The following is a 15,584-nucleotide window of genomic DNA, read 5'->3' as shown; positions in this document are numbered from 1 at the left end:
ACCCGGCATGGCGCCGGATATGCACCACCCCTGTCACGAGTGATCTACGTACTGTCAGCCGTCAGCCTTGGTCGTGTCCTGCACGACCTCTCGGACCCACAACTGTTCGTCGCCGGTGAAACCGTCGACCGTGATGATCCGGAAGTAGTATCCGCCGACGTACTGACCCTGACCCGAGTCCCATTGCGCGTAGCTGTACGGGAGACCCGTCCAAGACCCAGAACTGGTCTCATCGCCGTCGTTCCAGGTGAAGCACTCGGTGAACCACTTGGTGTCGTAGCCGACGTCGTAATCGTCGTCCACGACCCGGAAGAGCCTCACGTCGGTACCCATAGCCCAGGCACCGCCGGAAGACTCGGAGCAGTGGATGAAGTGCACCTGCGAGTAACTTTCGTCGGTCCAGCGTCTGGATTCATGCCCCGGATTGACACCGGACAGGCTGCTGGTCCAGTTGGCGGAAGCCACGGGCGCCACCAGGGCGAGGAGTGCTGCTGCTCCGCCGGCCACGACACTTGCTCGAGTGATTCGTCGCATTTGACATCACCTGTCTTCGCGTTGATGCGCACATGAAGCGTCTATCGATCGAACAAGAGGTTAAGAAGTTGTGATGATTTCGACAAGATCACAAATGGGGCCACGCGGGAGATCTCCATGTGACCTAAGTCACTTACGCCCTTTCGAGTGGTCACCGCTAGACTTCTCGCCCCTTTTCGCTGCATTCGAGCGCACCCGTTACGCCCGGGGGCCAGGAAAGGCGTTCGATGAGCAACGCTGACTGGTGACGACAGCTGAAACAGCTCTTCAACAGGCGCTATTCGCCCATTGGGGGACTGCTGCCCGATATCGGCAACCAAAGCGGATCTCTACGCAAAGCTGCCGCGGTGAAGGGGGACAGTGGGCCTCCAGTCGAAGGCCGACACAGAAAGCGCCAACCTCGATCTTGCGTGACGGGCCGCCGACGGAGTCGGTGGGGCGTTTTCGTTTGGAGCGGTGAAATTGGGCAGGCTGGGGCCCGAGCGTCGTCTCGGGTGGACGCCGGGTTCCACTGCTCCGGCTGGAGGGTTCTCTCGTAGTGGCGGGTGAATCTGCTGGTCAGCCGGGGTTCGGCAGGAGTGCGAGCCGTTCGAGGGCGGCGGTGATGTGGCTGGTCCAGGGCCAGTGCCGGGCCAGGCGGAGATCCGGCGGCGGCCGGTGGTGACGAACTGTCCAGCCGTGGTGAACAGGCGGAGCCGCAGGCGGCGGGGCTCCCAGAGGCGGGCCTTGCAGGTCAGCTCGAGCATCGGCATCCCCAGCAGGTTGAGAGCGATCTGCACGATCTCCAGCCAGACCTTGTTCTGGGCGGTGCGATGCAGGGGCAGATTCCGCAGGCCGGTGGCCCGGGCGGCCCGGATCCGGTCCTCGGCGGGGGCCGGCAGCCGGTGACGGAGCTCGAGTTCGTCGATCGGCCTGCCGGTCATGATGGTCGCGAATCAGGTCAGCCTCATACCGTCCGCGTCCGTGAGCCTCAACTGTGCCCCAGGATGCGGCCGTCCCTTCCTCACGATCAGCCGCGCGCCCTCGGGCCAGCCGTCCAGGACGTCGTCGGTGAGCTCGGCGACCCAGGGCCCCGTCCCGGACCTCGCCGTCCGCCTCGACGGCCGGTGTCCAGGCCGAAGGCGGCACCTTCAGGACGCGGCTGTGGACCGCGTCGGTGATCACCATGCCGACCGAGTAGGACAGCCACCGCCCCCACCGGGTCAACCAGGCCACGAAGTCGTGGGTGCCTCCGGCGGAGTCCGTTCGGATCAGGGTCCGCCGCCCGCGCCGGTACTGCTTCGGCAGCTAGGGCCGGGCCAGTTGGGCGGTGGTGATGTGGTCGGCGGCGGTGTTCGAGCCCGCGTTCCCCGGCCTGAACAGGCCGGCGACCGGCTCCCCGGTGCCGCCCTGCCCGTGGTCGACGAACCCCATGAGCGGGGTGATGGCCGTAGGTCCGCTTCCAGGTCGGCGCCGCGTCCTCCTTGTCGGGGTGCGCGACCATCAGCACCCCGTCGAGGGCCACGGTCCCCGAACCGTCCGCATCGGGCGCGTGGCCGTCGGCCAGCTTCCAGACCCGCCCGCGTGCCTCGGCCCGGGCAGAACGGATCGCTGCCAGAGCCTTCTCACCGGAGGCTGCGAGGGTGTAGACGAGGCGGGCGCTGTCGGGTCGGAGGCGACCGGACCGAACACGGTCGGCTCCGCCCGCAGCATGCCGACATCCGCGAAGCAGTCCCCGCCCAACGGGACCGCCAACGCGACGTCCAGGAGAACCTTCCCGGGATCGTGCACCGCCCGGTCAAGGCGGGACTTGCGGACGGTCTCGACCAGCAACACGCTCCCGGCCTGCGAGACCACCGCCCGTCCGCAGCCCTCGGTGCCGACACGCAGATACGACCCGATACGCTTCTTCACCTGGAGAGTGCATCGTTGCAGGTCAGGAGCACTATCCGCTTATTTGATCAAGCTTCGGACAGACCGCCTCGTGAAAGCGCGAGGCTAAGCGTTGAGCCGTATGTAGGCGGAGGGCACAGCTGAGACCCGGAATAACGGCTAACGCCGGCAAACGCCCTTTCCCCTGATCAGCGATGCAGTTCGGCTAGCTCCGCGGATGATGCGGGAAGAGGCGGCACCCCCGCACAGGGTGCCGCCTCTTGTGGTGCTCCGGGGCCGGGGGGAAGCCGGCCGGGTGAGGGTCACGGAACATGACCGGCTCCGGCCCCGGGGCGGGATACCGGGCCGGCGGGTGCACATCCCCGCCGGACCGGAAGCGCTGCAGAGCGAAACGTGGGACTCCCCGTCAGCGGAAGTCGCTGCCCTCCGACTCCGTCGCCGCACGGCCCGCCTCGAGCCGCGCCACCGGGATCCGGAACGGGGAGCAGGAGACGTAGTCGAGGCCGACCTCGTGGAAGAAGTGGACCGAGTCGGGGTCGCCGCCGTGCTCGCCGCAGACGCCGAGCTTGATGTCGGGCCGGGTGGCCCGGCCGCGCTCGACGCCCATGCGGACCAGCTCGCCCACGCCGTCCCGGTCGATCGTCTCGAACGGGCTGACGCCGAAGATGCCCTTCTCCAGGTACTGGGAGAAGAAGGAGGCCTCGACGTCGTCGCGGCTGAAGCCCCAGGTGGTCTGGGTCAGGTCGTTGGTGCCGAAGGAGAAGAACTCCGCGGCCTCGGCGATCTGGCCGGCGGTCACCGCGGCGCGCGGCAGCTCGATCATGGTGCCGATGGTGATGCCGAGCGTCGTGCCCGACGTCTCCTGGACCTCGCGGATGACCTGCTCGGCCTCGTCGCGGACGATCTCGAGCTCCTGGACCGTGCCGACCAGCGGGATCATGATCTCCGCGCGCGGGTCGCCGCCCGCCGCCCTCCGCTCGGCCGCGGCCTCCGCGATGGCGCGGACCTGCATGACGAACAGGCCGGGGATGACCAGGCCGAGGCGCACGCCGCGCAGGCCGAGCATCGGGTTCTGCTCGTGCAGGCGCCGCACGCAGTGGAGCAGGCGCTGGGAGTCGGAGACGTCCTCGCCCTTGGCCTCGGCGACGGCGACCCTCACCGACAGCTCGGTGAGGTCGGGCAGGAACTCGTGCAGCGGTGGGTCGATCAGGCGGACGGTGACCGGCAGGCCGTCCATCGCCTCGAAGAGCTCGACGAAGTCGCCCTTCTGGAGCGGCAGGAGCTGCGCGAGGGCGTCCTCCTGCCCCTGCTTGTCCTCGGCGAGGATCAGCCGCTCGACGAGCTCGCGGCGGTCGCCGAGGAACATGTGCTCGGTGCGGCACAGGCCGATGCCCTGGGCGCCGAAGCGGCGGGCACGGGCGGCGTCCTCGGCGTTGTCGGCGTTGGCGCGGACCTTGAGGCGGCGCTCGCCGTCGGCGAAGGTCATGATCCGGTCGACGGCCTTGACCAGCTCGTCGGCGTCCGCGGCGGCCGCGTCCGCCGTGCCCTCGAAGTACTCGACGACCGGCGACGGTACGACCGGTACCTCGCCGAGGTAGACCTTGCCGCTGGAGCCGTCGATGGAGATGACGTCGCCCTCGGCGACCACGCCGCCGCCGGGCACGGTCATCCTGCGCGCCTTGACGTCGACCTCCAGCTCCTCGGCGCCGCAGACGCAGGTCTTGCCCATGCCGCGGGCGACGACGGCGGCGTGCGAGGTCTTGCCACCGCGGGAGGTCAGGATGCCCTCGGCGGCGATCATGCCGTCGAGGTCGTCGGGGTTGGTCTCGCGGCGGACCAGGATGACCTTCTCGCCGCGGGCGGCCCACTCGACGGCGGCCTTGCTGGAGAAGACGGCCCTGCCGACGGCGGCGCCCGGGGAGGCGGCGATGCCCTTGCCCGCCTGCTCCGCCTTCGCGTCGGTGTCGAAGCGGGGGAACATCAGCTGGGCGAGCTGCGCGCCGGTGACCCGCTGCAGCGCCTCGGCCTCGTCGATCAGGCCCTGGTCGACGAGCTGGGTGGCGATGCGGAAGGCGGCGCCCGCGGTGCGCTTGCCGACGCGGGTCTGCAGCATCCACAGCTTGCCGCGCTCGATGGTGAACTCGATGTCGCAGAGGTCCCGGTAGTGGTTCTCCAGGGTCTCCATGATGTCCATCAGCTGGTCGTACGACGTCTTGTCGATCGACTCCAGCTCGGCGAGCGGCACGGTGTTGCGGATGCCGGCGACGACGTCCTCGCCCTGCGCGTTCTGCAGGTAGTCGCCGTACACGCCCTGGTGGCCGGAGGCGGGGTCGCGGGTGAACGCGACGCCGGTGCCGGAGTCGTCTCCGAGGTTGCCGAAGACCATGGAGCAGACGTTGACCGCGGTGCCGAGGTCGCCGGGGATGCGCTCCTGACGGCGGTACAGCTTGGCGCGGTCGGTGTTCCAGGAGTCGAAGACCGCCTTGATGGCGAGGTCCATCTGCTCGCGCGGGTCCTGTGGGAAGTCGCGGCCGGCCTCGGCGCGCACGATCTCCTTGAAGCGGGCGACCAGCCGCTTCATGTCGTCCGCGTCGAGAGCCGTGTCGACGGCGACGCCCTTGGCCTCCTTGGCCTCGTCGATGGCGTCCTCGAAGAGGTCGCCCTCCACGCCGAGCACCGTCTTGCCGAACATCTGGATGAGACGGCGGTAGGAGTCCCAGGCGAACCGCTCGTTGCCGGCCTGGCGGGCCAGGCCCACGACGGAGGCGTCGGAGAGGCCGATGTTGAGGACGGTGTCCATCATGCCCGGCATGGAGAACTTGGCGCCGGAGCGGACGGAGACCAGGAGGGGGTTGTCGGCCTGGCCGAGCTTCTTGCCCATGCCGCGCTCAAGTGTGTCGAGGTGCGCACTCACCTCGTCACGCAGTGCCACGGGCTCGCGACCGCTGTCCAGGTAGACCTTGCAGGCCTCGGTGGTGATGGTGAAGCCGGGAGGCACGGGAAGACCGAGGTTGGTCATCTCCGCGAGGTTCGCGCCTTTTCCACCGAGGAGGTCCTTGAGGTCCTTGTTCCCCTCGGTGAAGTCGTACACGAACTTCACCTTCTCAACGCTCGCACCCGACTGGTGGACCTCGCTGCGGTCTTTGTTTACCAACACGGTTCTCGACTCCTCGAGGACGCGATGACTGCCCTGACGGCGAGGAACATACCCAGATCCAGGGGTTATGGGTACGTCCGCCTTCGAAGCACCTGCCGCGAAAGGGCCTCGACCGATGATCACCAAGTCAAGACTTGGCAAGCTTCCGCCGGAGTATGTGTTCAACTCTTGAACGGACACGCCCCGAAGGAGCGGGCTCATCGCTCAGATGAGCAGGGTTGCAGCTCGTCTGAATTTGACCGATGAACGATCATCGAATGGCACCCAGTGCCACGGCTTGATGTTGTGCAGCCAGCGCCTTGACGCTCATCTGAGCGGGTGATCTATCAGAGGTGGCGAGAATCACGCCCTGACGGGTGCCGGATTTCACGATCCGGACGCCCCGCGCGCGCCCGCCCCGCCTGCACACTGGGAGGGCGCACCGCCGGTCGGCGCCCTTTCGCGGAGGGAGGGCGGCCACCGCCCCGGCGGTGGCCGAGCCCGGCGGAGGCGTGGTGTTCCGGACAGATCTCGGACGATCTTCCGCCCACACCGCGTCCACCGCGCCGGCGCCCCGGCGAAGCCGTGAAGGTCCGGTCACCGCGCGAAGTGCGGGGCGTCTCACAGCCCGCCGCTCGCGGAGGAGTTACCGCAGGTCAGCCCCATCGGCGCGAGCGACCGCGGAGGTTGACGGGAGGGCCTCGGACACGCTGACCCTTGTGTTTTGTGAAATGTCGATTACATGATGGTTTCGCGTGCTTAATAGACCTACCCTCCGGCAGTCCTGACGGAGCATGTGACGCCCGTCACATCGTCACGTCAGGTCCGCCCCTCGATCTGATCCCGTTGGAGAGAGCCCACGTGGACACCCCAGCCCCTGCCGACGTCGGTCACGCCCGACAGACGGAGACCGCGGAACAGACCGCGGAGCCTGCGGATACCGTCCACCTACTCCCCTCCTCGGCTCCCGTGACGGCCACCACGGCCGACGCGGCCTCCGCTGCTGCCCAGGCGGCCGCCGCTGCCCAGGCGGCCGCCGCTGCCCGGGCCACCGCCGCCGCCGTCACCGAGCCCGCCACCGGCGCCGACATCGTCTTCGCCCCGTCCTCCCTCGCCGGCTCGCTGCACGCCCGGGCGGCCCTGGTCCTGGAGGGCAACTGGCAGGGCGCCTCGACCGTGCCCTCGCGTTCGCTCTACCCCCACCAGTGGTCGTGGGACTCCGCGTTCATCGCCATCGGCCTGCGCCACCTCTCCCCGGCGCGCGCGCAGACCGAGCTGCGGACGCTCTTCGCCTCCCAGTGGGACGACGGCCGGATCCCGCACATCGTCTTCAACCCCGCGGTGCCGCACGACGCCTACTTCCCCAGCCCCGACTTCTGGCGCTCCCGCACCGACGGCCGGCCCTCGGGCGCGCCGCCGGTCATGCAGACCTCGGGCATCGTCCAGCCGCCGGTGCACGCGCTGGCCGTGTGGCTGACGCACCGCGCCGACCCGGGCCTGTCCCGGACCGAGGGTTTCCTGCGCCGCGCCTACCCGAAGCTGGTGTCCTGGCACAACTACCTGCTGCGCCACCGCGACCTGGGCGGCGGCGGGCTGGTCAGCGTGGTGCACCCGTGGGAACAGGGCATGGACAACAGCCCCTGCTGGGACCCGCCGCTGTCCCGGGTGACGCCTGCCCCGACGGGCTCCTTCACCCGCGCGGACCTGGCGCACGGCGCGCCCGAGGACCGTCCCACCGACCTGGACTACGGCCGCTACGTGAAGCTGGCCATGGACTACCGCGACCGCGGCTACGTGGACGGCGGCGGTGAATTCGCCGTCGAGGACCCCTCGTTCAACGCGCTGCTGATCGCCTCCGAGCACGCGCTGGGACTGATCGAGGCCGAGCTCGGCATCGACCCCACCCCGCGGCACGTCCGCGCCGCGCGGCTGACCCGCGTCCTGGTGGACCGGCTCTGGGACGAGCGCCACGGCGTGTTCCTCTGCCGGGACGTCCTCGCGGGCGAACCCGGCGGGTCCGGCGAGCTGGTCGAGGAACACGGGGTGGCCGGGCTGCTCCCGCTGATCCTGCCCACGCTGCCCGAGGAGGTCGTCGCCCGGCTGGTGGAGACCCTCACCGGCCCGCGGTTCGGCCTCGGCTCGTCCACCCGGCTGGTGCCGAGCTACGACCTGACCGGCGCCTGCTTCGACCCGCACCGGTACTGGCGCGGCCCGGCCTGGTTCAACGTCGGCTGGCTGGTGGAGCGCGGCCTGCGGATGCACGGCCGCACCGAACTCGCCGCCGGTCTGCGCGAGGCGCTGGTCGCGACGGCGGACTCCTCCGACTTCGCGGAGTACGTCGACCCGTTCACCGGCGAGGCGTGCGGCGCGCGGGAGTTCTCCTGGACCGCCGCGCTCACGCTGGACCTCCTGCACCGCTCGGAGGAGGCGTTCGACGACCAGTCGCGCTCCGTCCGCGCCGCCGTCCGGGGCAAGGAGCGGAGCACCACGCCCACGGCCTGACGCCCTGTCGCCGCTCCCCGGTGCTCGAACCGGCTCTTGAGTCGGCGCGCGCCGGGTGTGAGGGTGGCTCGCATGACTGCCCGTCCCTCCGCACCTCGCTCCACCGTTCCTCGGCCCGATGCTCCTTCGCCCGACGCTCATTGGACCGCTGTCCCGCCCGCCCCGGCCGCGCGCGCCGACGCTCCTCGTGGCCCCTCGCGGAGTGCCCTGGCGCGCGCCGTGGTCTGCGCCGTGGCCCTGCTGCTCGTTCCGCTGACCGGCTGCGGCGGACCGGAGGACGGCGGGATATCCGGGGACAACGGGAGGTCCGGGGACAACGGGAGGTCCGGGGACGACGGGAGGTCCGCGCGGGAGCCCTCCGCCCCCGCCGCGAGCAGGCCGCCGACCGCCGGCACCGGGTCGAAGGACCCCGACGACGTCAACGGGGACGGCTACCGGGACCTGCTGGTGACGGTTCCGGCCGGGCCGCGGAAGGAAGCGTTCCAGGAGCGGCGGGTGGCCGTCGTGTACGGCTCGGCGAAGGGCCTCGACCCGGCCACGCGCACCCTGTACGGACTCGGCGACCTGGGCCTGCACGCCACCTGGGAAACGGGCGGCGGGGACTCGCTCGACGCGGGCCAGGTGCTGACGGCGGACCTGGACGGGGACGGGTTCCCCGACTTCGTGACCAGCGCCAGTGGCGGGCCGGTGAGCGACAGGCGGCCGTCGACGTCGCGCAGAAACCCGAGCGTCACCTGGGGCGGGCCCCACGGGCCGAACGCCGGAGCCCGCACCACGGCCGGAGCCGCGTCCGAAGCCACGACCGGGTCCGCGGCCCCGGCGACGGAGCTGCGGTTGCCCCAGGAGATGGCGGGGCTCGCCCTGACGCAACCGGTGCGCGGGGACTTCGACGGGGACGGGCACCACGACCTGGCGGGCCTCGCGGGTGACGGAGACACCGGCCCGGTGGCCCCGCTGGTGCTGTACGGCCCGTTCACGCGGGCCGGCGCCCCCGCGCGGACCGACACCGGTCTGCCGCCGACCCGCGGCACGCTGATCACCGACGCCATCGACCCGACCGGCGAGCCCCGCGCGACCTCGCTGCTCGTACAGGGCGAGGCCGACGGCGAACAGGCGCCGAACACCCTGTACCGGGCCCACGAGGGCAGCGGTCTCGAACGGAAGGGCGAGACGCTGCGGGCCGGCACCGCGCACACCTTCGGCGACTTCGACGGCGACGGGGTGCGGGACCTGGCCGTCGGCGACAACGGCGGACGCAACAACGAGCCCGGCTTCGAGACGGAGGCGCCGGAGGTCGACGGTTCTCTGACCGTCTACCCGGGCGCGGGCGGCGCGCCCGTGAGACACCTCCTGCCCAAGGTTCCGAAGGGCGCGGCCACGGACTACGGCCCCGGTGGCTTCGTGGCCGCCGACCCCGACGGCGACGGCCGCGACGGCCTCCTGGTCGCCACCTACGAGGGCGCCACCCTGATCGACGGCGACCGGCGTACGGATGTGCTGCGCGAGGGCCCGGCCGTGAGCGAGGGCGTAAGGACGCCCCAGAAGTGGCGTCACGCCCGCCCCGCGGACGCCGGTGACTTCGACGGCGACGGGAAGGACGAACTGGTGCTGCACTGGGCGGCGGACACGCTGTTCGGGTTCTACGGCGAGAATCCGACGCACTGGTGGATCACCAAGGGGACGACGGCGAAGGACCAGGCCGCGTTCAGCACGTGGCGGTTCGCCTGACCACGCGTCAGGAGTCCAGGGCCGTGGATCGGCCGGGTGATCGGGCCGCCCGTGACCCGGCCGGAAGCTGTCACCGCGTCCTGCCTATTGACATGGGCACGGGCCCACTGGCTTGATGGCCTGCGCACCGCTGGGAGCGCTCCCAAACCGGTTCAGCTCCCGCCGTCGTCGCCATCGACTGTGAAAGGTCCGATCCGTGCGCCTCATACCCAAGGCCCGCTCCGGCTTCGCCGCCGCGGCCGCGGCCACCGCCCTGTTAGGTCTGTGCACGACCCCGGCCGCGGCGCGTGACGCCTCCGTCGCGGGCCAGCCGCGGACCGCGCCCGCCGCCGCCTCCACCGGGCACACGCTCACCCCGGGCACCAAGTTCTACATCGAGGGCAACAGCAAGGCCTTCGCGCAGGCCCTCACCGACCGCAAGGCGGGGGACACGGCGAACGCGAAGCTGATGGACGCGATGGCGTCGTACCCGGTCGCCGAGTGGTTCACCGGTTCCACCACGCTCAAGCAGACCACCGACGCGATGGCCCTGCTCCAGGCGAAGGCCGCGCCGCAGCAGCGGGTCCCGGTCACCGTCGCCTACAACGTGCCGGGCCGCGACTGCTCGCAGTACTCGGCCGGCGGCGCCTCCAACAGCGCGGAGTACGCCGCCTGGGTCGACGCCCTGGCCAAGGGCATCGGCGACAAGAAGACCGTGGTCATCCTGGAGCCCGACGGCCTGGCCCTCTCCCCCGCGTTCTGCGGTGGCACCGCCGAGCAGCAGGCCACCCGGCTCGACGAGATCAACGACGCGGTGGACCGGCTCGCCCAGCAGCCCGGAACGGTGACCTACCTGGACGCCGGCCACAGCTCCTGGCACGCGGTCGGCGAGATGGCCCAGCTGCTCATCGACGGCGGGGTGGCCCGGGCGCAGGGCTTCTTCCTCAACGTCTCCAACTACCGCACGGACAGCGAGCTGATCCGCTACGGCACCCAGATCTCCCAGTGCATCTGGTACCTGCGGAACACCGAGGGCGCCGCGCCGGGTGACTGCGCCAACCAGTGGTGGCCGGCCGCCGACGCCGACGGCTGGTACGCCTCGCACGTGCCCGCCGACGCGCAGCTGACCCACTTCGTGGTCGACACCAGCCGCAACGGCAAGGGCCCCTGGACGCCGACCGCGACCTACCCGGACCCGCAGGAGTGGTGCAACCCGCCGAACCGCGGCCTCGGCGTGCGCCCCACCAGCCAGACCGGCGTCCCGCTGCTCGACGCGTACCTGTGGATCAAGGTCCCCGGTGAGTCCGACGGCAGCTGCACCCGCGGCACGGCCGGGCCCGAGGACCCCGAGTACGGCGTCGTCGACCCGGCGGCCGGAGCGTGGTGGCCCGCGCAGGCGCACGACCTCGCGGCGAAGGCGGTCCCGGCGCTGAAGTTCAACACGGACTGGTAGGCCCCCGCCTCACCGTCACCACCCGCCCGCACGACAGGACGGCCACGCCCCCTCCCCGGGGTGTGGCCGTCCGTCGTTCCCCGCCCGCCGCCGTCAGCCGCCCGAGGTGTCCGATTCCGCGTCGGCGGTGACGCCGGAGCAGTCGTAGGGGTCGTCGAGCCAGCCGTCCGGCAGGGCGACCCGGTTGTTGCCGGAGGTGCGGCCGCGCGGGCCGTCGGCCCCGACGGGCCAGGGCTGGTCGAGGTCCAGCTCGTCGAGCCCGGCGCGCAGGTCGGCGAGCGTCGAGGTGATCGCCAGGCGCTTGCGCATCTCGGAGCCGACCGCGAAGCCCTTGAGGTACCAGGCGACGTGCTTGCGGAAGTCGATGACGCCGCGGGCCTCGTCGCCGATCCACTCGCCGAGCAGGGTGGCGTGCCGGACCATCGCGTCGGCCACCTCGCGCAGGGTGGGGGCCACCCGGTCCTCGCGGCCCTCGAAGGCGGCGACCAGGTCGGCGAAGAGCCACGGGCGGCCCAGGCAGCCGCGGCCGACGACCACGCCGTCGCAGCCCGTCTCGCGGACCATCCGCAGCGCGTCCTCGGCGCACCAGATGTCGCCGTTGCCCAGCACCGGGATCTCCGGCACGTGCTCCTTGAGCCGCGCGATGGCGTCCCAGTCGGCGGTGCCGCCGTAGTGCTGGGCGGTGGTGCGGCCGTGCAGGGCGATGGCGGTGACGCCCTCCTCCACGGCGATGCGGCCGGCGTCCAGGTAGGTGAGGTGGTCGTCGTCAATGCCCTTGCGCATCTTCATCGTGACCGGCAGCGCCCCGGCCTCCGATACCGCCTCGCGCAGGATGGAGCGCAGCAGGTTCCGCTTGTACGGCAGCGCGGAGCCGCCGCCCTTGCGGGTCACCTTGGGCACCGGGCAGCCGAAGTTCAGGTCGATGTGGTCGGCGAGGTCCTCGTCGACGATCATCCGGACCGCCTTGCCGACGGTGACCGGGTCCACGCCGTACAGCTGGATCGACCGCGGCTTCTCGCTCGCGTCGAAGTGGATCAGCTGCATGGTCTTCTCGTTGCGCTCGACCAGCGCGCGCGTGGTGATCATCTCGCTGACGAACAGGCCCTTGCCGCCGCTGAACTCCCGGCACAGGGTGCGGAAGGGCGCGTTGGTGATTCCGGCCATGGGGGCGAGCACCACCGGCGGCTGGACGGTGTGCGGGCCGATCTGGAGAGGGGTGACGGGCGTGGACATTGGCCCATTGTCCCTCACCGCGGATCCCCGGAGGTAGCTGAAGGCAGCTGGAGACAGCTGAAGGCAGCCTTTAGTTAGGCACACTATTGGTCGTAGCATGAATCACATGCCCGAACTCAGCCGACGCCGCCGGTTCCTCGTCCTGGCCATCTGCTGCATGAGCCTGCTGCTGGTCAGCCTGGACATCACCGTGCTCAACGTGGCGCTGCCCGTGATGGGCCAGGAGCTCGGCAGCGGCGTCTCCGGGATGCAGTGGGCCCTCGACTCCTACACGCTGGTCCTCGCCGCGCTGCTGATGGTGGCCGGCTCCACCGCCGACCGGCTCGGCCGCAAGCGGGTCTTCATGACCGGACTGGTCGTCTTCTCCGTGGGTTCCCTGCTGTGCTCGCTGGCGCCGACCCTGGACGCGCTGGTCGCCTTCCGGGTGGTGCAGGCGGTCGGCGGTTCGATGCTCAACCCGGTGGCCATGTCGATCATCACCAACACCTTCACCGAGCCCGCCGAGCGGGCCCGCGCCATCGGCGTGTGGGGCGCGGTGGTGGGGCTGTCGATGGCCTCCGGGCCGCTGGTCGGCGGGCTGCTGGTGGACGCGGTCGGCTGGCGGGCGGTGTTCTGGATCAACCTTCCGGTGGGGCTGGCCGCCCTGCTCCTCACCCTGCGCTTCGTCCCCGAGTCCCGGGCCCCACGGGCCCGCCGTTTCGACCCGGTGGGCCAGGTGCTGGTCGCCGTCCTCTTCGCCTCGCTGACGTACGCGATCATCGAGGCCCCGCACGCGCCCGCCACACGGGTCGTGCCCGTCGCCGCCGTCGCGCTCGCCGCACTGCTGGGCCTGCTGTGGCACGAGCCGCGGCGCCGGGAGCCGCTGATCGACCTGCGCTTCTTCCGCTCCGCGCCGTTCAGCGGGGCGACCGTGATCGCGGTCTGCGCCTTCGCCGCGCTCAGCGGGTTCCTGTTCCTCTCCACCCTCCACCTGCAACAGGTCCGGGGCCTGGACCCGCTGCACGCGGGCCTGTGGATGCTGCCGATGGCGGTGCCGACCCTGCTGCTCGCACCGCTCTCCGGCCGCATCGTCGGCAGCAGGGGCCCGCGGGTGCCGCTGCTGGTCGCGGGGACCGCGATGGCCGCGGCGGGGGTCGTGTTCGCGGGCTTCCCCGACGCGGGCGACACCACCTTGGTCACGGGCTACGCCCTGTTCGGCGTGGGCTTCGGCATGGTGAACGCGCCGATCACCAACACCGCGGTCTCCGGCATGCCCCGCGCCCAGGCCGGCGTGGCGGCGGCGGTCGCCTCCACCAGCCGGCAGCTCGGGGCCACGCTGGGCGTCGCGGTGATCGGCGCGGTCCTGGCCCACGGGGTGGCGGCCTCCTCGCAGACGCACGCGCAGGCCGTCGCGGCGGCCTCCCGCCCGGCCTGGTGGATCGTGGCCGCCTGCGGGCTGGCCGTCCTGGCCGTCGGCGCCCTCACCACCGGCCGCCGCGCGGAGGCCACCGCGGCCCGCACGGCCGCCCGCCTGTCGGACGAAGGGCGGGACGAGGAGCAGAGCGAGGGGCATGCGGGCGACATGCGGGCGAACGACGCACAGGCTGACGACGTGCAGGTGAAGGCCTGACCCCGCCCGGGCCCGCAGCGCACAGGCGGCCAGGGAACGCCGGACGTGGTGAGGCCCGCACCCGGGGAGCTGCGCCGGGCGCGGGCCTGGTCGGGGAGGCCGCCGGATCACCTCACGTCACGGCAGGTGACCTCGGGTCGAGGGCGGCCGTGCGTCAGGGGGTGACGCACCTCCGGCAGGCCCAGGCCGACGCGGCCGGCCAGCTCGCACGCGTCGTCGGCGGACCGGTCGACGAGTGCGATGTAGACCCGCTCCTCGGCCGGTGGGACCCCGATCCCTTCCAGCATGCTTCGCCCTCTCGTGCGCCCCCGTTCATGGCTGCGCCGATCTTGGAGCGCGCGGGACCGCAGGTCAACGGCCGTGTCGCGGAGCGAGACTGACGCGACGAGGCCCCGCCGCGTCACGTACACGGCGGGGCCTGCGGGAACGTCCGGTCAGGCGGTGCGGAACGCGTCCGCCTTGACCCCGGCGAGGAAGGCGGCGAACGAGGCGGCGGGCACGGACAGGACCGCGCCGGCGGGGTTCTTGGAGTCCCGCACCGGCACGACGCCGCGGGAGGGGACGAGGTTCACGGCGACCTCGACGCACTGGCCGCCGTTGTTGCTGTAGGAGGACGTGACCCAACGAGGGGATTCGGTCGTCACTAGGTGCCCTTTCGTAGCTGGCTGATCAAGGCGACAGAGTCCGCCTGGGACAGCGCTTCGGCCTGTAGCTGATGGTAGGCCGTCAGCACAGGCAGCACGGAAACGCTTTCCCGCTCCAGATGACCTTTCTGCGCGGACTCCGCGTAGGACATCAGCGCCCTGTCCGGAAGCGTGAGGACCGTGATGGGCAGGTCGAACGGCCGCCGGTCACCCATGGCGAACTCGGCTACTTGCAGCACCGTGTTGGGCAGCTCCGCGAAGGCCAGCAGGTGGTCGAACTGCGCGGCCATGACCGACGGGTCCCCAATGGGCCGCCGGAGGCAGCTCTCGTCCAGCACCACGAACACCAGCGGGCGGGTCCGCCGGTCGAGGGCGCCCTGCCGCTCGGCGACGAGGGACACCCGCTCGTCCGCCTGCTCGGGACTGATGGCTCCCCGCCTGACCGCGCTCTCGGCCAGCACCGTCGCGTATTCGCGCGTCTGCAGCAGCCCGGGGATCACGCCCACCTCGTACAAGCGGATCTCCACGGCCCGACCCTCGTAGGCGACGAACTCGGGGAAGCCCTCCAGCAGGCTTCCGTGCCGGAGTTCCCGTGACAGCCGCTCGAACGTCTCGGCGTTCTCGGTGATGCCGAAGGCCCGGTCGGCACTGCGCGAAAAGCGCAAGGTTGGAAGCTTGCGACCAGTTTCCACGGAGGAGATATGGGTGCTCGAGTACTCCATCCGGGCCGCCAGATCCTCCTGCTTCCAGCCGCGTGCCTCCCGCACCGTCCGCAGACGTGCGCCGAAGGCCGCAGCCGGGGAGCTCTCGGGGTTCAGGTCCTTGATGTTCATGGCACAGCCACCAACTTTCCGTCCCGATTCGCCAAGTTGAGAGGCCGCCGACTCTAGGCCA

Annotated in this window: 10 protein-coding genes and 1 pseudogene; 4 read left to right on the top strand and 7 right to left on the bottom strand. The window is 71.1% G+C overall.

Annotated features, from left to right (window positions below; genetic code table 11):
* Positions 1-54 precede the first annotated feature (54 nt).
* From ACFRAV_RS15310 to ppdK, 3 genes and pseudogenes are all read right to left on the bottom strand, one after another.
* Positions 55-303 (bottom strand): hypothetical protein, encoded by a 249-nt coding sequence (locus ACFRAV_RS15310; RefSeq protein WP_382555455.1) that lies wholly within the window; start codon positions 301-303, stop codon positions 55-57.
* A 789-nt stretch (positions 304-1,092) separates the two neighbouring features.
* Positions 1,093-2,427, bottom strand: a pseudogene (locus ACFRAV_RS15305) (IS1380 family transposase).
* A gap of 385 nt (positions 2,428-2,812) precedes the next feature.
* Positions 2,813-5,563, bottom strand: coding sequence for a pyruvate, phosphate dikinase (gene ppdK / locus ACFRAV_RS15300; protein ID WP_382555453.1), 2,751 nt, complete (start codon positions 5,561-5,563; stop codon positions 2,813-2,815).
* Between the two features lie 948 nt (positions 5,564-6,511).
* On the opposite strand from ppdK, the gene ACFRAV_RS15295 reads away from it, so the two are divergent.
* From ACFRAV_RS15295 to ACFRAV_RS15285, 3 genes are all read left to right on the top strand, one after another.
* A complete protein-coding gene (locus ACFRAV_RS15295; protein ID WP_382555451.1) occupies positions 6,512-8,044 on the top strand; it encodes a hypothetical protein in 1,533 nt (510 codons plus the stop codon).
* 231 nt (positions 8,045-8,275) lie between these two features.
* Complete coding sequence (locus ACFRAV_RS15290) at positions 8,276-9,772, top strand: FG-GAP repeat domain-containing protein (RefSeq protein WP_382555448.1); 1,497 nt, start codon at positions 8,276-8,278, stop codon at positions 9,770-9,772.
* 196 nt (positions 9,773-9,968) lie between these two features.
* Entirely contained in the window at positions 9,969-11,204 is a 1,236-nt protein-coding gene (locus tag ACFRAV_RS15285) for a glycoside hydrolase family 6 protein (RefSeq protein WP_382555445.1), read from the top strand.
* Between the two features lie 93 nt (positions 11,205-11,297).
* Here the strand turns inward: ACFRAV_RS15285 and dusB are convergent, their stop codons facing one another.
* Positions 11,298-12,437, bottom strand: coding sequence for a tRNA dihydrouridine synthase DusB (dusB, locus tag ACFRAV_RS15280; protein ID WP_382555443.1), 1,140 nt, complete (start codon positions 12,435-12,437; stop codon positions 11,298-11,300).
* 106 nt (positions 12,438-12,543) lie between these two features.
* On the opposite strand from dusB, the gene ACFRAV_RS15275 reads away from it, so the two are divergent.
* Positions 12,544-14,046: an MFS transporter gene (locus ACFRAV_RS15275; protein ID WP_382555441.1), complete on the top strand. Its 1,503-nt coding sequence runs from the start codon at positions 12,544-12,546 to the stop codon at positions 14,044-14,046.
* 107 nt (positions 14,047-14,153) lie between these two features.
* On the opposite strand, the gene ACFRAV_RS15270 is transcribed toward ACFRAV_RS15275, so the two are convergent.
* The 3 genes from ACFRAV_RS15270 to ACFRAV_RS15260 all read right to left on the bottom strand — a co-directional run bounded on the left by ACFRAV_RS15270 (position 14,154) and on the right by ACFRAV_RS15260 (position 15,523).
* Positions 14,154-14,333 (bottom strand): hypothetical protein, encoded by a 180-nt coding sequence (locus ACFRAV_RS15270; RefSeq protein ID WP_382555440.1) that lies wholly within the window; start codon positions 14,331-14,333, stop codon positions 14,154-14,156.
* Between the two features lie 147 nt (positions 14,334-14,480).
* Positions 14,481-14,690, bottom strand: coding sequence for a DUF397 domain-containing protein (locus ACFRAV_RS15265; protein ID WP_382555437.1), 210 nt, complete (start codon positions 14,688-14,690; stop codon positions 14,481-14,483).
* Complete coding sequence (locus ACFRAV_RS15260; protein WP_382555435.1) at positions 14,690-15,523, bottom strand: Scr1 family TA system antitoxin-like transcriptional regulator; 834 nt, start codon at positions 15,521-15,523, stop codon at positions 14,690-14,692. The genes ACFRAV_RS15265 and ACFRAV_RS15260 overlap by 1 nt, the downstream gene beginning before the upstream one ends.
* Positions 15,524-15,584: the final 61 nt, after the last annotated feature.

The sequence above is a fragment of the Streptomyces sp. NPDC056600 genome (assembly GCF_042792855.1).
GTDB lineage: Bacteria > Actinomycetota > Actinomycetes > Streptomycetales > Streptomycetaceae > Streptomyces.
Note: the sequence above shows the minus strand (reverse complement) of the source record. Positions and strands in the feature narration are given on the sequence as shown.

Bases quoted from the DNA above. Each gene is read 5' to 3' on its own strand.
- ACFRAV_RS15270 (WP_382555440.1), bottom strand. From the start codon at position 14,333: ATGCTGGAAGGGATCGGGGTCCCACCGGCCGAGGAGCGGGTCTACATC.
- ACFRAV_RS15260 (WP_382555435.1), bottom strand. From the start codon at position 15,523: ATGAACATCAAGGACCTGAACCCCGAGAGCTCCCCGGCTGCGGCCTTC.
- dusB (WP_382555443.1), bottom strand. From the start codon at position 12,437: ATGTCCACGCCCGTCACCCCTCTCCAGATCGGCCCGCACACCGTCCAG.
- ACFRAV_RS15275 (WP_382555441.1), top strand. From the start codon at position 12,544: ATGCCCGAACTCAGCCGACGCCGCCGGTTCCTCGTCCTGGCCATCTGC.